The sequence below is a fragment of the Saccharopolyspora kobensis genome (assembly GCF_900108315.1).
Taxonomy (GTDB): Bacteria; Actinomycetota; Actinomycetes; order Mycobacteriales; family Pseudonocardiaceae; genus Saccharopolyspora; species Saccharopolyspora kobensis.
The window spans coordinates 649,168-669,511 of record NZ_FNVB01000002.1; the positions used below are offsets into that span (position 1 = coordinate 649,168).

Sequence of the window (20,344 nt, forward strand, 5' to 3'; positions counted from 1 at the left end):
CCATGCGTTTACGCCCCAGACCTCGCAGCACCGCCCCGCCAGACGCCGTCGACACCGTCCCACCGCTGCGCCAGCTGCTGCCGCTCGGCCTGCAGCACGTGCTGGTCGCCTACTCCGGCATGGCCACCGTGCCGCTGCTGATCGGCCTCGGAATCGGACTGCCCACCGAGCAGATCGCCCTGCTCGTGTCGGCGAACGTGCTGGTCAGCGGCATCGCGACGCTGTTGCAGGCGCTCGGTGTGCTCAACATCGGAGCTCGGCTGCCGATCGTGATGGGCTCGACGTTCACCGGGATCACCCCCGCCATCCTGGTCGGCAAGGACGGCGGACTGCCCGCGGTGTTCGGCGCGACGATCGTCGCCGGGCTGCTCACCTGGATCGTCGCCCCGTGGTTCAGCCGCCTGATGCGGTTCTTCCCGCCCATCGTCACCGGCACCATCATCGCCATCATCGGCTTCTCCCTGCTGCCCTCGACTTCGAAGCTCATCGCGGGCACCGACCCCACCGCCGCCGACTTCGCCTCCCCTACCCGCCTGCTGATGGCGCTGGGCACGATCCTGCTGGTGGTGCTGCTGGAGGCGTTCGCCCCGGTCGCCGTCGCGCGCTTCGCGATCCTGATCGCACTGGTGCTGGGCACGCTCCTGGCGCTGCCGCTGGGGCTGGCCGACTTCTCCTCGGTGGGCGAGGCGTCCTGGTTCGGCGCGGTGCACCCGTTCGCGTTCGGGCTGCCCGAGTTCACCATCGCCGCGATCCTGCCGATGATCATCATCCAACTGGTGAACATGGTGGAGTCCACCGGGGACACGCTGGCGATCGGGCAGATCGCCGGGCGCGACGTCGGGCGCGACGACCTGGCCCGGGCGCTGCGCGCCGACGGGGTCGGGACCGCGTTCGCCGGGGTGTTCAACTCGTTCACCATCGTGACCTTCGGCGAGAACGTCGGCCTGGTGAGCATGACCCGCGTGCTCAGCCGCTACGTCGTCGCCACCGCCGGGGCGCTGCTGGTCGTGATCGGCCTGCTGCCCAAGCTCGGCGCCGTGGTCGCCTCGCTGCCGGGCCCGGTGCTGGGCGGGGTCGGCGTGGTCATGTTCGGCACCGTCGGCGCGATCGGCGTGAAGATCATGGCCCAGGCGGACCTGGGGAATCCGCGCAACATCCTGATCGTGGCGATCTCCTTCGGCTTCGGCCTGCTGCCGGTGGGCGCCCCGGAGTTCTACGCGAACCTGCCCGGCGTCCTGCAACCGGTGCTGTCCTCCGGGATCGCGGCCGGTGGCATCGCCGCCTTCCTGCTGAACCTGGTGCTCAACCGGCGAACTTCCTGAGAGGTGGACGAGATGGTGCGCGAAACCCCGTCCACATCGGACCTCGGAGTGGACGACCGACCGCCCTGGGGTCACACGATCCTGCTGGGCCTGCAGCACGTGCTGGTGATGTACGCGGGCGCGGTCGTGGTGCCGATGGTGGTCGGCTCCGCCCTAGGGCTCGGCCAGGACGAGATCGCCACCCTGGTCTGCATCGACCTCGTACTGGCCGGCATCGGCACGATCCTGCAGTCGCTGGGGCTGTGGAAGTTCGGGATCCGGATGCCGCTGGTGGTGGGCGCGGCGTCGAACGGGATCGTGCCGATGATCCTCATCGGCCAGTCGAAGGGACTGCCCACCGTCTACGGCTCGCTGCTGGTCGGCGGGGTGCTGTGGATCCTGCTGGCACCGCTGTTCGGCAGCCTGCTGAAGCTGTTCCCGGCCGTGGTGACCGGAACCGTGATCACCCTGATCGGCCTGACGCTGATCCCGGTGGGTCTCCGGCTGATCGCCGGGAAGGATCCGAGCGCCCCCGACTACGCCGCACCGGGCAACCTGCTGATCGCCGGGTTCACCCTGCTGCTGGTCGTGGTGTTCTCCCGGTTCCTGCGCGGGTTGCTGGGTCAGCTCGCGCTGCTGCTCGCACTCGTCGTGGGCGCCGTCGCCGGCTGGATCGCCGGCATGGGCGATCTGGCCGAGGTCGGCTCGGGCCCGGTGCTCGACGTGCCCGCACCGTTCCACTACGGGATGGTGCAGTTCGACCTCCCGTCGATCCTGCTGTTCCTCATCGTCGTGCTGGTGCTCACCGTGGAGGCTTCCGGCCAGGGGCTGGCAGTCGGGCAGGTGGTGGGCCGGAAGGTCGGGCCCACCGAGATCAGCCGCCTGCTGCGCGTGGACGGGCTGCTGACCGCGCTCAGCGGGATCTTCAGCGGCTTCGCCTACACCACCTTCGGGCAGAACATCGGGCTGATCGCGCTGACCAAGGTCCGCAGCCGCTACCCGGTCGCGGTCGGCGGCGTGATCCTGGTGGTGCTGGGCGTGGTGCAGCCGATCGGCCGCCTGGTCGCGGCGATCCCGCAGCCGGTGATCGGTGCGGTCGCGGTGGTCACCTTCGCCGCGCTGACCGTCTCCGGCATCGAGCTTCTGTCCGAAGTGGACTTCAGTCGGGCCGGGAATCTCGTGGTCGTGATGGTCGCGCTCGGCGTCGGGCTGGTGCCCACCGGCGCACCCGACTTCTACCACCGGCTGCCCTTCGTCGCGCAGGTCTTCCTGGACAGCGGCGTGGCGACCGGAACGGTCCTGGCGGTGACCCTCAACGCCCTGTTCCACCTGCGGAGGCGACCGGATGCGTGATCGACTCGTGGTGGGTGTGACCGGGGCCAGCGCACCGCACCTCGCCATCCACCTGCTGACCGCCCTGCAGCGGATCGACGAGGTCGAGACGCACCTCGTGATGTCCCGCGCCGCGCACCGCACCATCGAGCTGGAGACCGGTCTCCGGCCCGCCGATGTGGCGGCGCTGGCCGACGTCTGCCACCAGCGCGGTGACATCGCCGGGAGCATCGCCTCCGGCTCGTTCCGCACCGCGGGGATGGTCGTGGTGCCGTGCTCGATGAAGACGCTCGCCGGGATCGCGCACGGCTACAGCGACGACCTGCTGACCCGCGCCGCCGACGTGTGCCTGAAGGAGCGGCGGCGCCTGGTGCTGGTCACCCGCGAAACACCGCTGAGCCTGGTGCACCTGCGCAACATGACGGCGGTGACCGAAGCCGGTGCGGTGGTGCTGCCCCCGGTGCCCGCCTTCTACCACCGGCCCGAGTCGGTCGACGACCTGCTGGCCCACCTCACCGGCAAGGTCCTGGACCAGTTCGGCATCGACCACGATCTCTTCCCGCGCTGGCAAGGCCCCCGTCGAGAACTAGGAGCAGTCCGGTGAACCCTTCCCCGCGCCAGGACGCGCACGCCTTCTTCGCCGAGTACCGGCACGCGCACCCCGAGGACGTCCTCGTGGTGGAAGAGCCGGTGTCCGCGGTCGAGGGTGTGACGGGGCTGATCTACGAGCTGACCGCACGCGGTCGGGACGAGATGCTGGTGTGCAACGAGGTCGGCGGTGTCGCCGCACCGGTGGTGACCAACGTCTTCGCCTCCCGCCGCCGGATCGCCCGGTTCTTCGACGCCGAGCCCGGGCAACTGCACGAGGTGTACCAGTCACGTGCTTCGCGGCTGATCGCCCCGCGCGTCGTCGACTCCTCGCCGCTCGTCGAGGACGCCGAGGTGGACCTGGCGACCGTTCCGATGTTCCAGCACTTCGCCTCCGACCGGGCGCCCTACATGACCAGCGGCATCGTGGTGGCCGAGGATCCCGACACCAAGGTCGGGAACATGAGTTACCACCGTTCGATGGTGCACTCCCCCACTGAGCTGGCGACGAGCCTGCACTCGCGCGGCGACCTGTGGCGCCTGCTGGCGAAGTACGCCGAACGGGGCGAACCGATGCCGGTGGCGGTGGTCGTCGGCGGGCACCCGCTGTTCATGCTGGCCGCCTCCGCCCGCGTCCCGGCGGATGTGGACGAGCGCGCCGTGGCCGGGGGGCTGTTCGGCGAACCGCTGGACGTGGTGCGCACTCCGCGGCACGGGATCGGTGTGCCGGCGTGGGCGGAGTACGTGCTGGAGGGCACCATCGACCCGCGACGCCACGCCGAGGAGGGCCCGTTCGGCGAGTTCTCGGGGTACTCGTCGCACCGGTCCACCAACAACGTGCTGCGGGTGGAGGCCGTCCTGCGGCGCGAGGACGCGCTCTTGGTGGATGTCGCGGGCGGGAACACCGCGGATCACCTGAACCTCGCGCGGGTACCGCGGGAGTCGGAGCTGGCGGAGAAGCTCAAGGACCGCTTCCCCGACGTCACCGCCGTGCACTACCCGACCTCGGGCACCCACTTCCACTGCTACGTGGCGTTGCGCGAATCCCGTCCGGGACAAGCCCGCCAGGTGCTGCTCGGTCTGCTGGGCTGGGACCCGTACGTGAAGACGGCCGTCGCCGTGGACGCCGACGTGGACGTCACGTCCGACTCCGAAGTGCTGTGGGCGCTGGCCACGCACTTCCAACCGCACCGCGACCTGTTCGTGGTGGACGGACTTCCGGGATCGCCGCTGGATCCTTCGTCGGATCCCGGTGGCACCACGTCCCGGATGGGGCTCGACGCGACGCGCGGCCCCGACTTCGCCGGCGACCGGATCGTGGTCTCGGCAACCGCACGCAACGACGCCCGCCGCCTGCTGGGCACCGATGGAGGACGACGATGAGCAAGATTCCCGTGACCGTGCTGACCGGCTTCCTCGGCGCTGGGAAGACGACGCTGGTCAACCACATCCTCACCGCCGAGCACGGGCACCGCATCGCGGTCATCGAGAACGAGTTCGGCGAGATCCCGATCGATGACGCGCTTGTGCTGCGCTCCGACGAGGAGTTCTTCGAGATGTCCAACGGCTGCTGCATCTGCTGCACGGCCCGGACGGACCTGATCGACATCCTGCGGAAGCTGATCGAGCGGAAGGACAAGATCGACCGGGTGCTGATCGAGACGACCGGTCTGGCCGACCCGAACCCGGTCGCCCAGACCTTCTACATCGACGAGGAGATCAGCGAGCACTTCGCGCTGGACGCGATCGTGACGCTGGTCGACTCCAAGCACATCGGCCGGCACCTGGATGGCGCCGGAGTCGGCCACCAGGCCGTGGACCAGATCGCCTTCGCCGATCGGCTCGTGCTCAACAAGATCGACCTGGTCACCGAACCCGAGCTCGCCGCGCTCCGCGAACGGCTTCGCGGGATCAACGCCACTGCCGAGATCATCACGTCCAACTACTCCAAGGTCGATCTCACCGACATCCTCGGCGTCGGCGCGTTCAGCCGGATCGTGCATCCTGCTTGGCTCGACGAGCAGGAGCACTTCCACGATCCTGCTGTGAGCTCCGTCGGGATCGAGCTCGACAGCGCTGTCGACGGGGATCTCGACGAGGGCGCGCTGCGGGCGTGGCTCGGTCGGCTCACCGATGAGCACGGCGACGACCTGTACCGCTTGAAGGGCGTTCTCGCTGTTCGGGAGGATTCTCGGCGGTTCGTGCTCCAGGGGATTCATCGGATCTTCGAGCTCCGTCCCGCTGAGCCTTGGGGGCGGGATTCCCGGGGCAGCAAGGTCGTCTTCATTGGGCGCGATCTCGATCGTGCTTCTCTTGTCGACGGGTTGCGGACTTGTGTTCGTGCTGCTTGAGGATGCTCGGTTTCGCCGTCCTTGTTCGGGCGCGTCTTTGGTTCCGCTGTTGAGTTTTCAAGGTGCGAACTGCTGATGTCGTTGTGTCCTGGCGGTGGGTAATCCCCTGGTGGGGGATCGTGGGGCTGTGGTCCGGATGCCAAGCACTGCCTGGCGGCCGCCCTTTCGCGGTTGGCAGGCTTGGCATCCGGCCCGCAGTCCCGGTTTGGCTTGATGTCACGGGGATGACCCGGTATGGAACGGGTCCCGGAAATCATGGACGCCCCCCGGGAAGCAGGGTGGCCGGGCCTCTGCTGGTTGAGAGGTGGGTTGCTCTGTCACCGGCGGGTCGTGTGCAGGGTGGCTGTGCCCTGCGGGCTGGCGGTTGGTCGCGAGATGACGGCGGTGAGCAGTGGTGTCGGCCGTTTTGAGCTCAACGATCGTGGGGTGGTTCGTCATCGGTGGCTGCCCTTTCCTAGTTGGGTCGGAATTTCGGCTCTGTTGTTTGGTCGGTGGGCAGGGTGGGGCGCCTCACCCGAGACCGGGGTGAGGTGATCAGGTGCTCGCCAGGGATCTGGACGTTGGCGGGCGGCTCTCCGGTGGTGTGTTCAGGTGGCGGAGGGCGTGGTGGTGTGTGGCGGGTTGGGCTTTCCCACCCGACCTGGGCGTGCGTGCCGGGTCGAGGCTTGCCGGTGGAGTGAAGACCGGGCGGCCACGTTGTAGCTCGATGTGCCAGTGGTGGTTGTGGGTGGTGCGGTGGTGGTGGGCGCACAGCATGACCATGTTGTCGAGGCTGGTGGGTCCGCCGTCGATCCAGTGCACGATGTGATGCGCCTGCGGCGTCCCCGCCGGGTGATCACATCCAGGGAACGCGCAGACACCGTCGCGGGCCAGGAGTGCGGCCCGGATGTGGGTCGGCGCGGTCCGCTGAGACGCGCCCACGTCCAAAGGCAGACTGTCCCCACCCAGGACCATGGGCAGAACCTCACAGTCGCAGGCGATCCTGCGCACCGTTCGCGGGCTTACATACTGGCCGGTGCCCTCCAGCATCCCCGCACCACCAGCGGTGGTGATCTCACCGGTGGCGTTGGTGGGGAGTTGGTTTTTCAGCTGGGTGTAGTCGATGGTGACGGTCAGGTGCGGCTTCTGCCCACCGGTGCGCGGCATTCCATCGGTGTCCAGCACCAGGTCGAGCAGGGTGGACAGGCCGTCGGCGTTGCGCTGCCCGACCGTGCGCGGGTCCTTGATGTCGTCGGTTTCCGGGCGGGGTGCGGCCAGCGGTTGCAGGGCGGTGACGAACTTCGCCCCGGTCTCCCGGTCCAGCCGTGCCTTGATCACCAGCATCCCGTCACGAGCCGTCGCATAGTGCAACTCACGGGATTCGAACTGCGCCCGCTCGTCCGCCACAGCACCATCAGCGTCGAGCATGTAGCGCACCCGGTCGGCGAGTTTCGCGAGGTCGCGGGGACACTGACGACGGGCGTTGTCCACCAGCAACCGCTCTACCTCACCGGCCTGGTGCCGGACGTGCGCGGGCAGCCGGGTCAGGCAGCGGGAGATCACCCGCGCATGCTCCAGCCCGATCACACCCTCGCCCAACGCCTCCCCAGTAGCCGGAAGGGACACCTCCGGCCCAGCGACGGCCCCAGTGGTGTTCTCACTGTCCCCGCTGGTGTTCGACGAGGGCGTGGTGGCGGTGGCGATACGGACCCGGTTCGTGGCGTCCTGGCCGTCGATGTTGAGCAGGGTCTTCAACCACACCTGCGTCGAACGCACACCACAGGCGGTGTGCAGACGACGGCGGTCGGCCTCGGCGATCAACCGCAGCTGCTGCATACGGGCCTGGCGGATCCGCTGTTCCACCTCCCCGATCCGGGAGACCAGTTCCTCATCGGAAAGAGACCGAACCGCAGACGACCACACCCCACCCGGCGCGGACACATCCCACGCGGGCAAGGCGGACACGACCACACCCGCGCCAGCGGCAGGCGTCGCGTCCAGGGTGGTCATCAGCGGTGTCATGCATCAAATTCTCCCAAGGATCGAACGTGGTTTCGAGCGAATAACCGTCCCACAACCAGGTGAACACAACACTCATCAAACACGAAAACCCTTGCCTCGCAGCATAAATTATCAAAACAGAAGGGGGACAGATCGGCGTGTCGTTGACCTACGCGCAAGCTGAAACGTGAATCCCTGTTAGTCCTAATAGGACTCCTCTGACTGCCGCCTCAAAGCCCGGCTTCGCCCAGCAACGCCGCCAACTTATCCGGCCGATCAACCCCACGGTGCGCCAGAACCGCACCGGACCCATCGGTCACCACGGCGTAAGGCGGCCCGGGAACGCCGTTGGCCTCGAAGACGTCCGGCCCGGTCACCAACGGCAGTTCGATCCCCTGCCCACCGAGGTAGTCCCGCACCTCGCCGAACTCGCCGGAACTCACCAACACCACCGGCACCCGGCCGGCCACCGCCCGGAACTCGGGCAGCATCACCCGACAAGCACCGCAGAGCGGCGAGATGTAGGCGAACAGCACCCGGTCACCACCACCGGCGAAGTCCGAAACATCGGTACCGATCTCGAACCGCCTCCCCACCACCGGCGCCGACGGTTGCGCGTCCAAGCGTGAAACCAGCGCTGCCGCCCCGAACACCACTCCGGCGAGGAGCGCAGCTCCGAGCAACTGCACCGGCTCGAACGGCAGGTCCGCACCGAATCCGGCGAACAACGCGAGGACCAGCAGCAGCCCAGTACGTGTCAGCGAACCCGCACCAACCCTTTCCGAGCCCTGCAAGCAGCCACAGGACACCCGCATCCCACGGCGCAGCACACTGCCCATGCCGATCAGGAACGCGCTGAACAGCACCACCGCGAGCGCTGATCCCCATACCCGCGTCGGTGGTGCCGCCAACAACGCCGCGCCCACCAGCTCCGCCCCGACAACCGCCCGCGCGACCACCGGAACCAACCCACCGGCCAGGAGCCGGTAACCGGCGACTGCCTCGGAGAACCCGGCGAGGTCGCGCAGCTTGCCCACCGCCGCGAAGGCCAGCACTCCGGCCACCGCCAGTGCAGCCGGAGCCGACCAGCTCAGCACGCCGAACTCGGTTCTCGATACGCGGCCGCCTGAAGCTCGTAGAGCTGGGCGTAGCGGCCTCCGGTGCGCAGCAGTTCCGGGTGCGTCCCCTGCTCGACGACGCGGCCGCGGTCCAGGACGTAGATCCGGTCGGCGTAGCGGACGCTGAAGAGGCGGTGCGAGATCAGCACCACCGTGCGACCGGCCGCGTGGTGCCGGATGCGCTCGAACAGCGCGTGTTCCGCGCGGGGGTCCAGGGCCGAGGTCGGTTCGTCGAAGATCATCACGTCCGCGTCGCGGTAGAAGGCGCGGGCGATCGCGATGCGCTGCCACTGACCGCCGGAGAGCTCTTGGCCGCCTCGGAACCTGCGGTCCAGCAGGGTTTCGTAGCCGTCGTCGAGCCTCGCGAGCACCGCATCGGCTCCCGCGGCGCGCGCCGCTTCGGCCATGCGCTCGTCGTCGCGGAGCCGGCCCATCGTGATGTTCTGCGCCGCGGTCAGCGGCCAGCGCGTGTGGTCCTGGGCGATCACCGAGATGCGTTCGCGCAGCGTGTCGCCGTCGACCTCGGCCAGGTCGACGGCGTTCCACCGGACCGCGCCGGAATCCGGTGCGTACAGGCCTGCCAGCAGCTTGGCCAGCGTAGTCTTGCCCGAGCCGTTCTCGCCGACCAGCGCCACGATCTCACCGCGCTCGACCGCCACGCTGACCCCGTCGAGCGCGGGCGTGTCCGCTCCTGGGTACGTGAAGTGCACCGACTCGGCTGCGATCCGGCGGAACGGGTCGAGCCGGGCGGTGCGCTCGGGCGGCACGAACCGCTCCGCCATCGCGCAGAACTCCAGGTAGTCGCCGAAGTACAGACCGGCCTCGTAGAGCTTGTTCACCGACTGCACCAGGCTGGTCAGGGACGACTGGCTCGCGCGGATGGTCAGCACCGCGGTGCCCACCACCGCCAGCGGCAGGAAGCCGAAGGCCAGCATCAACCCGAGCGTCCCGTACACCGCGGCGAGCGCGACGCCGCCGAGCAGGTCGCCGGTCACCCGCGTGGTCGCCCGCTGCCAGGCCACGTCGAGCTCCACCCGCTGCTCGTACTCGGCGATGCGGTCGTACTCGCCGAGCAGGAAGCGGCGCAGCGTGAACGCCCGGACCTCCGCCGCGGGTGGGCGCTCGGCCATCAGGTCGGAGAGCAGGAACTTGCGCCGTCGCGCGGTGGAGACCCGGCGGAATGCCGCGTAGCGCATCCGCGCCGACCGCAGTGCCGCCCAGGCGTCCGGCACCGCCGTCACCAGTAGCAGCGGCATCAGCGCCGGGTGCAGGATGCCCAGCGTGACCGCCGCGGAGAGCACGCCGATCGCTCCGGTGAGCACGTTGACCGTCATCTCCACGACCGTCGCGGAATCGGGCACGCCGTTGTCCCGCGCCCGCTGCATCGAGTTGTGGAACTCCTCGTCGTCGAACGCGGTCAGCTCAACGCGGGTGGTCAACCGGAACAACCGGGTTTCCGCCAGCCGCTCGACCTGCGGTTTCAGCCTTTCCTGCGCCCAGGCCGCGACCGCCAGCATGCCCGCCCGCAGCGCGGCGGCCGCGGCCACCAGCAGCAGTGCGGGAATCGCCGCGCGGACGCGGTCCGCGGTCGCGCCCGCCGCGAACAGCGACTCCAGCACGTCGTTGGTGGCGAGCAACCCGAACGCGGTGAACAGGCCCGCCAGCACGGTGAGGACCAGCGCGGCCGCGGTGTCGGCGCGGCTGGCCTGCCAGGCGACCCGGATCGCGTCGCGGACCAGCGCCGGCAGTCGCCGCGCGATGGCTCCCAGGCCCGCGGACAGCAGTTCCTCGTCGTGCGCCTGCCAGTACGGCACGACGAGATCGGCCGGCTCGGCCGCGGTGCGTCGTCGCCACCTCATCCGATTCGACCGGTTTCCGGAAATCCTGCCGGGCAACGACTTCGCGCCATCACGTTCGAGAAGTTAATCCAACCAAGGGAGTTCTGTAAACCGGCGTTGTTCCTCCGTTTGGCCCTAGGTCTGCGAAACCCGGTGTGCCAACAATGCCAAGGGGTTGCACCGGGTGCAGACCGCGCAGTGGGGAGCGCGCAACCCGGAAATCGTTGGTGCGCTGCGAAATCCACTGCCGCCGCGGCAACCCCGGACGTCCCACCAGACCGGTGGGCGAGAGAGGAGCGATCATGCACACCCTGCTGCTGGAGCCGCGTGACGCGGGAACCGTTGAGATCGAGGACGTTTCGGTCGACTTCGAGGTGGACCTCAAGGAGGTCCTGCACGGACCCCAGGCGTGCGTGAACACCTGCAAGCGGACCGTCTGCAGCAGCTGGCCCTGCTGTCCGTCCATCGTCTGACGGGTATTCGCCACAGCGGTGGGAAGTCCGCAGCGGACTTCCCACCGCGTCCGACCTCGACCGGGAGCAGCAGGATGCGCAGCACCACCACCGATCTGCCCGGCCTGCTGGCCCGGAGCGCGGAAGCCGCCGGCCGGGAGTGGGCCGTCGACGAAACCTGGGTGAGCGTGCGCAGCCCCGGCGGCGCGGTGCCCGACCAGGGCTGGAAGCTGCACATCTCCGCCCGACCGGGCACGTTGGAGCAGACCGTCGACATAGTCCTACCGCTGCTGCTCGCCCACGACTGCGACTTCAAGGTCGCGCGGTCCCCCGAAGTGCTGCGGGAGCTCAACTCCGGCGACGTCGACCCGGCGACCGTCGGCAAGGCGATGACCGTCTACCCGCCGCAGGACGACGTGGTGCGGCTGGGCGGCCTGCTGGCCGAGGCGCTGGCCGGGATGACCGGCCCGCGGATCACCAGCGATCGCCGCATCCGCCCGGATTCCCCGGTGTACTACCGCTACGCGCCGTTCCGGCCGCAGTACCGGGTGGACGACAACGGCGACTTCGAGCTGGTGGTGCTCGGGCCGGACGGCACCGCACTGCCGGGCGCGGCGGGACCGGAGTTCAGCTGCCCGCCGTGGGCCACCGACCCGTTCCGCCCCGCCGAGTCCGCCCAGCGGGCGACCGTGCTCGGCGGCCGCTTCCGGCTGACCTCCGGAGTGCTGCGCGGGCCGCGCGGCAACGTCTACCGCGCCGTCGATCCCGAAGGCCGGCAGGTGGTGATCAAGGAGGCCCGCGCTCACGTCGGCGAGAACGTCAACGGCATCGACCTGCGCATGCAGCTGCGCAACGAGCGTCGCGTCCTGCAGGCGCTGGACGGCGTGGACGGGGTGCCGCGGCTGCTCGACCACTTCCGGCACGGCGAGGACGAGTACCTCGTGACCACCGACGTCGGGACGCGCGATCTCAACCGGTACGTCGGCGAGCAGACCAGGTTCTTCGACGACCCCACCAGTCCCGACCGGGACCTGGTGCGCCTGGCCTCCCGGCTGGCCGACGTGCTCGCCGCGGTGCACGAGCGCGGCGTGGTGGTGCGCGATCTCTCCCCGAAGAACGTGGTCCTCGACGACGACGGCCGCTGCACGCTCATCGACTTCGGCAACAGCCACTTCGACGGCTTCCAGCTGCACGGGTGGACGCGCGGCTACAGCGTGCCCGACCAGCACACCGATCGCCCGGCCGAAGCGAGCGACGACTACTTCTCGCTGGGCGCGACGCTGTTCTTCGCCGCGACCGGGATCAACCCGATCGGCGCCGACCCCGACCCGGTGCGCAACCTGGAGCGCACGCTGCTGTGCCTGGATCGCCTGTACCCGGAGGCGACCGGCGTGCGCGCGCTGATCCCCGGACTGCTCAGCCTGGACCCGGCCGAGCGCACCGCGGCCTTCGAGGCCCTGCGCACCGATCGCCCGGCCCGGCGCGGTCGCCGGCCCGAAGCACCCGTGCTGAGCGCCGACCTGCTGGAGTCCGTGCTGAGCCACACCGTCGGCGAGTGCGTGGCCGCCGCCCGCGAGATGGCATCGCAACCGACCGGTGGTCGTTCGGAACCGCCCAAGACCAACGTCTACAGTGGATCGGCCGGGCTCGGCCTGGAACTGCTGCACCACCCCGAGGGCATCGACGCCGGGATCGAACTGGCCCGCTGGACGATCGCGGCGACGCCGCCGACCCGATTGCCCGCCGCGATGTACTTCGGACGGACCGGGACCGAGATCTTCCTGGCCACCGCGCGCCGGACCGGTGCGGAGCTGCCGGTGTCCGAACCGGTCGATCTCGGCGACGAACGCGCCGACTACATCCACGGCGTGGCCGGGATCGGCGCGGGCCACCTGGTGCTGCACGCCGTGGAACCGGCGGGCGGGCACCTGGCGGTCGCCGACGAGTGCGCCCGCCGGCTGCTCACCGGCCGGACCCGGGAGACCGAGGACGCGGTGCCCGCCGCGCCGGAGACCGGTGTGGCGCTGGAAGCCGGTTTCGCCCACGGCAGCGCCGGGATCGCGCACTTCCTGCTGTCCTACCACCAGCGCACCGGTGATCCGGCCGCGGAGGAAGCGGCCGCGAAGCGGTTCGCCGCCCTCGCCGATGAGGCGGTGGAGCTGATCCAGGTCATGCGAGGCCGTCCCGCGCGGCCGATGGCCGCTTCCTGGTGCCAGGGCATGTCCGGCATCTCCTCCGCACTGCTGGCAGCGGCGCGGCACTGGGACGACGACCGCTACCTGGCGCTGGCGAAGGACGGCGGCCGCGCTTGCCTCGGCCTGGCAGCCCAGGCGTGGGTGGTGTCGCAGTGCTGCGGTCTGGCCGGGATGGGCGAGGCGCTCATCGACCTGGCCATCGCCACCGAGGACGAGGAGTTCTGGCGCGGCGCCGAGGAGATCGCCGTGCACATGCTGGCCCGCAGCGGCGGCGAGTACGCCGCCCCGAGGTTCCCGGACAACTCGCTGGAGACCTCCAGCGCCCCGTGGTCCACGGGCACCTCCGGTGTCCTGTCCTTCCTCCGCCGCCTGCACGACCGCGCTGGTGAACGCCTCTGGACTCCCGCCTGGACTCCGCCGTCGCGACCGATCGCCGAGGACCTCACCTGATCGCTCCGTCGCGGGCCCCTGGTGTCCCGGGCGGTTCGCTGCCAGAATGGGCGCGGCATGTTACCGACGGGTAGAAAGTGCCCGCCCGCGCGAAACACGGAGACACCGGATGAGCTCGTCCACCGCCCAGGCAACCGCGACTCCGCTGGATGCGGCCACTGTGCGGCGGTTGACCTCGGGAATCGCCGCCACGGGTGAACCGAGGACCACGACCGCGCCGTTCACCGGCGCAGCGCTGGCGACCATCCCGCAATCGACGGACAGCGATGTGCGCAGCGCCTTCGCACGAGCTCGCGAGGCGCAGCGGGAATGGGCGAGCACTCCCGTGCGCGAGCGGGTGCGGCCGTTCCTCCGGCTGGTGGACATGATGCTGTCCCGGCAGTCCGAGGTGCTGGACCTCATCCAGCACGAAACGGGCAAAGCCCGGCTGCACGCCTTCGAGGAGGTCCTCGACGGCGCGATGTCCACCTTGTACTACGCGCGCAAAGCGCCACAGCTGCTGCGCGGCCGTCGGCGTGCGGGCGCGCTGCCGGTGTTCACCCGCACCATCGAGACTCCGCTGCCGAAGGGCGTCGTCACCACGATCACGCCGTGGAACTACCCGCTGGCACTGACCATGGACGTCGTTCCCGCGCTGCTGGCGGGCAACGCCGTGGTGCACAAACCGGACAGCCAGACCGCGCTGTCCAGCCTGTGGCCGCGTGCCCTGCTGGTCGAGGCCGGGCTGCCGCAGGAGCTGTGGCAGGTCGTGCTCGGCGAACCCGGTGACATCGGGAACGCGCTGATCGACGAGGCCGACTACGTCGGCTTCACCGGTTCCACCGCGGCGGGCAAGGCCATCGCCGAGCGAGCCGCGAAGCAGCTGACCGGGTGCTCGCTGGAGCTCGGCGGCAAGAACCCGATGCTGGTGCTCGACGACGCCGACCTGGCCGCGACGGCGAAGACCGCGGTCCGCGCCTGCTTCGCCAACGCCGGGCAGCTGTGCGTGTCGATCGAGCGGATCTACGTCGACGCCGCCGTGCACGACGAGTTCGTCGAGCTGTTCGCCCGGCAGGTCCGCGACCTGCGGCTGAACTCCGACCTCGCGTTCACCGCCGACGTCGGATCGCTGACCTCCGAGCGCCAGCTCGCCCGCGTCACCGAGCACGTCGAGGCCGCCGTCGAAGCGGGGGCGACGGTGGCCGCGGGAGGGAAGGCCCGTCCCGACCTGGGGCCGTACTTCTTCGAACCGACCGTGCTGACCGGCGTCGTCGAGGGCACCCCGGTGTGCCGCGAGGAGACCTTCGGCCCCGTCGTCTCCGTCTACCCGTTCCGCAGCGAGGACGAGGCGATCGAGCTGGCCAACGACACGCCGTACGGCCTCAACGCCTCGGTGTTCAGCCGCGACGAACGCCGTGCCCGGCGGGTGGCGGCCCGGATCAAGGCGGGCACCGTCAACCTCAACGAGGGCTACGCCGCGGCCTACGCCTCGCAGGGAGCCTCGATGGGCGGCATGAAGGAGTCCGGGCTGGGCCGCCGCCACGGTCCTGCCGGGCTGCTGAAGTACACCGAAGCGCAGTCGGTGGCCAGCCAGCGCGTGCTCGGCTTCGACCCCGCCTTCGGGCTCAGCGGGCAGCAGCACGCCAAGCTGTTCACCGCGGCGCTGCGCGTGATCAAGGCGCTGCGCATCCGCTGACCGGTCGGCAGTGGACAGTGACCGTCCACTGCTGGTCAGCCGCTGCCGGCGGCGAGGCGCTGGCGGCGGTGGGCGGCCATGCGGACCGGAGCGTTGGGCACGCCGTAGCCCGCGTAGCCCCCGATGCGCTGGACGAGTTCGAAGAAGATGCGGGAGCCCAGCATCTCGGTGCACACGTGCAGGTATTCACCGTGCTCGTCGCGGTCGTAGAGCACCGAGTTCGCGCGCAGCTGCGCCAGCACTTCCTCGCCGAGGTCCAACCGGGCGTCGAGGTCGTCGTAGTAGTTGTCCGGGATGCGCAGGACCGGCGCTCCTCGTTCGCGCAAGGTGCGCGCCGCGGCGAGCACGTGGTCGCAGGCGAACGCGATGTGCTGCGGATCGCGCACCGCCGGGGCCCACTCGCCGCGGCGCACCAGCGTGCCGGTCAGCGCCAGGCGCACCGCTCCCGTCGGGTCGGCGACTCCTCGCGTCCGCACCATGCCGAACGGTGCCGCGTACTCCGCGATCGGCTCTGGTCGCAGCCCGGTCACCGAGCGGTAGAACAGCGTGGCCTCGTCGAAGTGGTCGAAGGGCTGGGTCAGCGCGACGTGGTCGATGCCGGTGATGCCCAGCCCCGGCACCGGAGCGGCACCGGCCCCGGCGAAGTCCGCGAGCCAGCTGCCGGAACCGGCGCCGCAGAAGAAGACCTCGGTGCCGTCCGGCGCCGCCACGGACGCCAGGTTCGCCTCCTCCGGTCCGCGCGTGCGCGGCAGGATCGGGGCGTGCATCGCTTCGGCTCGCAGCGCGGAGCTGCTCGGATCGGCGCTCTCCACCGCCAGCGCACCGATCTCCGCCGAGCCCGGCGTTTCCGACTTCGCGTTCAGCAGCACCCGCGCGCCGCCCTGCTCCCACAGCCGCACGGGTTTGCTGCCGTGCTCACCGGTGGCCTCGAAGCCGAGCGCGGCAAGGGTTCCGGCGATCCGTGCGCCCGATTCCCGGTCCACGGCCAGCTCCACGAACGCGTGACCGGACAGCCGCGGCGCCGGCTCGGCCACCGGAAATCCCAGCTGCTCCTCCAGCAGGCGCAGCGAGCGCATCGCGTCCACCGCGGCGGGCTTCGGGTCGGCTTGGCGGAAGACGTCGTTGAAGACCTCCAGCGACAGCGGCCCCGCATAGCCGGTGGAGAGCACGTTGCCGATGAAGGTCTGCAGGTCGAACGAGCCCTGGCCCGGGAAGAGCCGGTGGTGCCGGCTCCACTGCAGCACGTCCATGTCCAGCCTCGGCGCGTCGGCCAGCTGCAGGAAGAACAGCTTCTCCCCCGGGATCGTGCGGATCAGCGCCGGATCGCCGCCCCGGGACAGCACGTGGAAGCTGTCCAGGCACACGCCCAGCGCCGGGTGGTCCGCGCGGCGCACGATGCGCCAGGAATGCTCGTAGGTGTTGACGAACCTGCCCCACGCCAGCGCCTCGTAGGCGACCCGCATGCCGCGGGCGGCGGCGCGTTCGGCGAGCAGGCGCAGCTGCTCGGCGGCGAGCTCGTCGTCGTCGACCGCGTCCGGGGACACCGTCGAGCACACCAGCACCAGGTCGGCGCCCAGCTGCTCCATCACGTCGAACTTGCGCTCGGCGCGGCGCAGGTTGGCCCGCAGCAGCTCCGGCGGGACCGATTCGAAATCGCGGAACGGCTGGTAGAGGTCGACGGTCAGCCCGAGATCGGCGCAGCGCTGCCGGATCTCGGCGGGCGCGGCCGCGGAGGCGATCAGGTCGTTCTCGAAGATCTCCACCCCGTCGAACCCGGCGGCAGCGGCGGCCGCCAGCTTGTCCTCCAGGGTGCCGGACAGGCAGACGGTGGCGATCACCCTGCGGGGCTCAGCTGTGGACATGCACACCTCCGGCGAGTTCGGTGAAGTGGCGCAGCATCCGGTCGGCGTCCGGCTCGACACCGGTGAACAGGCGGAAAGCGTCGGCGGCTTGGAAGACGGCCATGCCGCCACCATCGAGCACTCGGCAGCCCCTCGCGCGCGCGGTGCGGACCAGCTCGGTCTCCAGCGGCCGGTAGACCACGTCGGCCACCCACAGCTCAGGGCGCAGCAGCTCCGCAGGCACCGGCATCCCGGGGTGCGCGGCCATTCCCGTCGGTGTGGCGTGCACGAGGCCGTCCGCCCAGGCCAGCGCTGCGGCAACGGACTCCGGCCGCACGGCCTCCACCCGGCCCGCGCCGAAGCGCTCCCGCAGCGACGTCGCCAGCCGCTCCGCACGGCCCGGGGCGGCGTCGAGCACTCGGAGCACTCCCGTGCCCAACGTCAGCAGCGCGTGCGCGACGGCCGAACCGGCTCCGCCCGCGCCCAGCAGCACGACGCGGTCCACCGCGGCGTCCGGGAGTCCGCGGCTGAAGCTGCGGGCGAAGCCGGACCAATCGGTGTTGTGGCCGATCGCGCGACATCCGGCGAGCACGACCGTGTTGACCGCGCCGAGCGCGACCGCGTCCGGGGAGAGCTCGTCGAGGTGTTCGACGACGAGCTGCTTGCATGGGTGCGTGATGTTGAGGCCGTCGTAGCCGGCCGTGCGGGCGACGGCCAGCAGGTCGCCGATCGACTCGGCCGGTCTGCCCAGCACGTCCAGGTCCCACCTGCGGTAGAGGTACCGGATGCCGAGCTCGTCGGCCTCCCGCTCGTGCAGCGGCGGGCTCAGCGATGGGCCGATGCCCGATCCGACGAGTCCGATGAGGTAGCTGTCCTGCGTGCGCACATCCCCGCCTCGGATCAATGAACGAACTAGCTAGTTAATAGTAGGGCGGAAGCGCGGATCGTGGAAGGGTCGCTGCACTACAGTGGGCTGGAGTGCCGATCCGCAGAGGGAGCGCCGTGGCAGCACCGACGTCCGACACCAGCGAGATCCGGCAGCGCGACGCCGAGCGGACGCGCTCGGAGATCCTCGAGGTCGCCACCCTGGAATTCGCCGACAAGGGCTACGCGGGCGCCCGGGTCGACGAGATCGCCGCGCGCACCAGCACCACCAAGCGGATGATCTACTACTACTTCGGCGGCAAGGAGCAGCTCTACCTCGCCGCGCTGGAGAACGCCTACTCGGTGATCCGCGGCATCGAGAGCGAGGTCGACGCCGAAGCCGTGGAGCCGGTCGAGGCGATCCGCCGGCTGGCCGAGGCGACCTTCGACCACCACGAGTCGCACCCGGACTTCCTCCGCCTGGTCAGCATCGAGAACATCCACCGCGCCGAGCACCTGGCCAAGTCCGACCTGCTGCCCCGGTTGTCCGACCCGGCGGTGGGCGTGCTCGGCCGGATCCTGGAGCGCGGCCGGGCCGCGGGCCTGTTCCGCGACGACGTCGACGCGCTGGACGTGCACATGGTGATCAGCTCGTTCTGCGTCTTCCGCACCGCGAACCGCTACACGTTCCAGGCGATCTTCCAGCGCGACATGCTCGACCCGGCCCGCCGCGACCACTACCGCAAGATGCTCGGGGACCTGGTGATCGACTTCCTCACCGCCCGCTGAGCGGTCGGCGCGGCAGCGGGAGATCTGGACGAAATCGCTCCGGAACAGGGCCTTGACAGGTGACCGGTCACACCTCAGCCTTTGGGACTAACTAGTTGGTTCATAAGTCGCCGGGCTGAGCAACGGTGCACGGACTACTGGAGCTTCGAGTGACCTCCCACCCGGCCGCCCATCGCGGCAAACCCCGCAAGGCCGCCGCCGCGGCGTGGATCGGCAGCGCCCTGGAGTACTACGACTTCTTCATCTACGGCACCGCCGCCGCGCTGGTGTTCAACAAGATCTTCTTCCCCGCCTCCTCCCCCGCCACCGGCACGCTGCTCGCGCTGGCCACGTTCGGCGTCGGCTACCTCGCCAGACCGATCGGCGCGTTCGTCCTCGGCCACATCGGCGACGTCTTCGGCCGCAAGCGGGTGCTGGTGCAGACCGTGCTGCTGATGGGCGTGGCGACCGTGCTGGTCGGCTGCCTGCCGACCTACCAGCAGATCGGCGTGGCCGCACCGGCACTGCTGGTCGCGCTGCGGCTGCTGCAGGGCTTCTCGGCGGCGGGCGAGCAGGCAGGCGCCAACTCGATGTCGCTGGAACACGCGCCGTCCAACCGCCGCGCCTACTACACGAGCTTCACGCTCAGCGGCACGCAAGCCGGGCAGATCCTGGCGACCGCGGTCTTCCTGCCGGTCGCCGCGCTGCCCGAGGAACACCTGCTGACCTGGGGCTGGCGCGTGCCGTTCTGGCTCAGCGCGGCCGTGGTGGTCGCCGGCCTGGTGATCCGCCGCAAGCTCGACGAGACCCCGGTGTTCGAGCAGGAGGTCGCCGCGGGCGAGACCAAGCGCGCCAAGACCCCGCTGGCACCGCTGTTCCGCGACCACTGGGCCGACGTGCTGCGAGTCGTGATGGCCTCCGTCATCGCGGCGGTGAGCACCATCTTCACCGTCTACGCGCTGAGCTACGCGGTGAACACGGTCGGTCTGGAGCGCAGCCCGATCCTGTGGGTCGGGGTGCTGGCCAACATCGCGGCTCTGATCACCATCCCGCTGTGGGCGCGGCTCGCCGACCGGATCGGCCGCAAGCCGGTGTTCATCGGCGGCTCGCTGGGCTGCGCGGTGCTGATGGCCGCCTACCTCTGGTCGCTGTCGATCGGTGACCACGCGCTGATCTTCCTGACCGGGATCCTCATGTTCGGCGTCGTCTACAGCGCGACGAACGGGATCTGGCCCGCCTTCTACGGCGAGATGTTCCCGGCCCGCGTCCGGTTGTCCGGCATGGCGGTGGGCACCCAGATCGGGTTCGCCGTCGCCGGGTTCGCCCCGAGCATCGCCGAGGCCGTCGGCGGTGGCCGGGACGGCTGGATGAACGTCGCGCTGTTCACCGCGGGCCTGTGCGCGCTCAACGCCGTCGCGGTGGCCACCGGGCGGGAGACCTACCGGGTGCCGACCGAGGAGCTGGGGCTGAAGTCGCCCAAAGCGAAAGGCGAACGGGACCGGAGCGCGGTGAGCGCCTGACACCGGCGGCCGGGGCATCCGTCCACTGTGGATATTCCCGATCCACCCCCACCGTCGGCGGTGCGTCGGTA

General features: G+C 70.1%; 15 protein-coding genes. 10 read left to right on the plus strand and 5 right to left on the minus strand.

Annotation, left to right across the window (positions count from 1 at the left end; genetic code table 11):
- Positions 1-2: 2 nt before the first annotated feature.
- Genes C4T78_RS02875 through C4T78_RS02895 form a run of 5 tightly spaced genes read left to right on the plus strand, consistent with a single transcriptional unit; the run spans position 3 to position 5,572 of the window.
- The gene (locus C4T78_RS02875; RefSeq protein WP_093347556.1) at positions 3-1,322 is read left to right on the plus strand and encodes a nucleobase:cation symporter-2 family protein; all 1,320 of its coding nucleotides are present in this window, start codon (positions 3-5) and stop codon (positions 1,320-1,322) included.
- 12 nt (positions 1,323-1,334) lie between these two features.
- Complete coding sequence (locus C4T78_RS02880) at positions 1,335-2,654, plus strand: nucleobase:cation symporter-2 family protein (protein ID WP_093347553.1); 1,320 nt, start codon at positions 1,335-1,337, stop codon at positions 2,652-2,654.
- Positions 2,647-3,237 (plus strand): UbiX family flavin prenyltransferase, encoded by a 591-nt coding sequence (locus C4T78_RS02885; protein WP_093347551.1) that lies wholly within the window; start codon positions 2,647-2,649, stop codon positions 3,235-3,237. The genes C4T78_RS02880 and C4T78_RS02885 overlap by 8 nt, the downstream gene beginning before the upstream one ends.
- Positions 3,234-4,604, plus strand: coding sequence for a UbiD family decarboxylase (locus C4T78_RS02890; RefSeq protein ID WP_093347548.1), 1,371 nt, complete (start codon positions 3,234-3,236; stop codon positions 4,602-4,604). Before C4T78_RS02885 ends, C4T78_RS02890 begins: the two co-directional genes overlap by 4 nt.
- Positions 4,601-5,572: a CobW family GTP-binding protein gene (locus C4T78_RS02895; RefSeq protein WP_093347545.1), complete on the plus strand. Its 972-nt coding sequence runs from the start codon at positions 4,601-4,603 to the stop codon at positions 5,570-5,572. Before C4T78_RS02890 ends, C4T78_RS02895 begins: the two co-directional genes overlap by 4 nt.
- A 534-nt stretch (positions 5,573-6,106) precedes the next feature.
- Here the strand turns inward: C4T78_RS02895 and C4T78_RS02900 are convergent.
- From C4T78_RS02900 to C4T78_RS02910, 3 genes are all read right to left on the minus strand, one after another.
- Positions 6,107-7,573, minus strand: coding sequence for an HNH endonuclease signature motif containing protein (locus C4T78_RS02900; protein ID WP_103908068.1), 1,467 nt, complete (start codon positions 7,571-7,573; stop codon positions 6,107-6,109).
- A gap of 209 nt (positions 7,574-7,782) precedes the next feature.
- Complete coding sequence (locus C4T78_RS35925; protein WP_258958315.1) at positions 7,783-8,649, minus strand: MauE/DoxX family redox-associated membrane protein; 867 nt, start codon at positions 8,647-8,649, stop codon at positions 7,783-7,785.
- Positions 8,643-10,529 (minus strand): ABC transporter ATP-binding protein, encoded by a 1,887-nt coding sequence (locus C4T78_RS02910; RefSeq protein WP_093347540.1) that lies wholly within the window; start codon positions 10,527-10,529, stop codon positions 8,643-8,645. Before C4T78_RS02910 ends, C4T78_RS35925 begins: the two co-directional genes overlap by 7 nt.
- Positions 10,530-10,810: 281 nt before the next feature.
- Here C4T78_RS02910 and C4T78_RS36280 point away from each other — a divergent pair, with 281 nt between their 5' ends.
- The 3 genes from C4T78_RS36280 (at position 10,811) to C4T78_RS02920 (ending at position 15,280) form a co-directional block, all read left to right on the plus strand.
- Positions 10,811-10,981, plus strand: coding sequence for a hypothetical protein (locus tag C4T78_RS36280; RefSeq protein ID WP_170210387.1), 171 nt, complete (start codon positions 10,811-10,813; stop codon positions 10,979-10,981).
- A gap of 74 nt (positions 10,982-11,055) precedes the next feature.
- Positions 11,056-13,605 carry a class IV lanthionine synthetase LanL gene (gene lanL / locus C4T78_RS02915; RefSeq protein WP_093347537.1) on the plus strand — a complete coding sequence of 850 codons (2,550 nt, stop codon included), beginning with the start codon at positions 11,056-11,058 and terminating at the stop codon, positions 13,603-13,605.
- A gap of 109 nt (positions 13,606-13,714) precedes the next feature.
- Positions 13,715-15,280 (plus strand): succinic semialdehyde dehydrogenase, encoded by a 1,566-nt coding sequence (locus C4T78_RS02920; protein WP_093347535.1) that lies wholly within the window; start codon positions 13,715-13,717, stop codon positions 15,278-15,280.
- Positions 15,281-15,315: 35 nt separating this feature from the next.
- Here C4T78_RS02920 and C4T78_RS02925 read toward each other — a convergent pair whose 3' ends face one another.
- Positions 15,316-17,142, minus strand: coding sequence for a bifunctional sugar phosphate isomerase/epimerase/4-hydroxyphenylpyruvate dioxygenase family protein (locus C4T78_RS02925; protein ID WP_093347532.1), 1,827 nt, complete (start codon positions 17,140-17,142; stop codon positions 15,316-15,318).
- A complete protein-coding gene (locus C4T78_RS02930; RefSeq protein ID WP_093347530.1) occupies positions 17,129-18,007 on the minus strand; it encodes a shikimate dehydrogenase in 879 nt (292 codons plus the stop codon). Before C4T78_RS02930 ends, C4T78_RS02925 begins: the two co-directional genes overlap by 14 nt.
- Positions 18,008-18,123: 116 nt before the next feature.
- Here C4T78_RS02930 and C4T78_RS02935 point away from each other — a divergent pair, with 116 nt between their 5' ends.
- Positions 18,124-18,774: a TetR/AcrR family transcriptional regulator gene (locus C4T78_RS02935; RefSeq protein WP_093347527.1), complete on the plus strand. Its 651-nt coding sequence runs from the start codon at positions 18,124-18,126 to the stop codon at positions 18,772-18,774.
- A 149-nt stretch (positions 18,775-18,923) separates the two neighbouring features.
- Positions 18,924-20,273, plus strand: coding sequence for an MFS transporter (locus C4T78_RS02940; RefSeq protein ID WP_093347525.1), 1,350 nt, complete (start codon positions 18,924-18,926; stop codon positions 20,271-20,273).
- Positions 20,274-20,344: the final 71 nt, after the last annotated feature.

What these genes read in the sequence shown, in the direction of transcription:
- C4T78_RS02875 (WP_093347556.1), top strand. Translation starts at nt 3, where the DNA reads ATGCGTTTACGCCCCAGACCTCGCAGCACCGCCCCGCCAGACGCCGTC.
- C4T78_RS02880 (WP_093347553.1), top strand. Translation starts at nt 1,335, where the DNA reads ATGGTGCGCGAAACCCCGTCCACATCGGACCTCGGAGTGGACGACCGA.
- C4T78_RS02885 (WP_093347551.1), top strand. Translation starts at nt 2,647, where the DNA reads ATGCGTGATCGACTCGTGGTGGGTGTGACCGGGGCCAGCGCACCGCAC.
- C4T78_RS02895 (WP_093347545.1), top strand. Translation starts at nt 4,601, where the DNA reads ATGAGCAAGATTCCCGTGACCGTGCTGACCGGCTTCCTCGGCGCTGGG.
- C4T78_RS02900 (WP_103908068.1), bottom strand. Translation starts at nt 7,573, where the DNA reads ATGACACCGCTGATGACCACCCTGGACGCGACGCCTGCCGCTGGCGCG.
- C4T78_RS02910 (WP_093347540.1), bottom strand. Translation starts at nt 10,529, where the DNA reads ATGAGGTGGCGACGACGCACCGCGGCCGAGCCGGCCGATCTCGTCGTG.
- C4T78_RS36280 (WP_170210387.1), top strand. Translation starts at nt 10,811, where the DNA reads ATGCACACCCTGCTGCTGGAGCCGCGTGACGCGGGAACCGTTGAGATC.
- lanL (WP_093347537.1), top strand. Translation starts at nt 11,056, where the DNA reads ATGCGCAGCACCACCACCGATCTGCCCGGCCTGCTGGCCCGGAGCGCG.
- C4T78_RS02920 (WP_093347535.1), top strand. Translation starts at nt 13,715, where the DNA reads ATGAGCTCGTCCACCGCCCAGGCAACCGCGACTCCGCTGGATGCGGCC.
- C4T78_RS02925 (WP_093347532.1), bottom strand. Translation starts at nt 17,142, where the DNA reads ATGTCCACAGCTGAGCCCCGCAGGGTGATCGCCACCGTCTGCCTGTCC.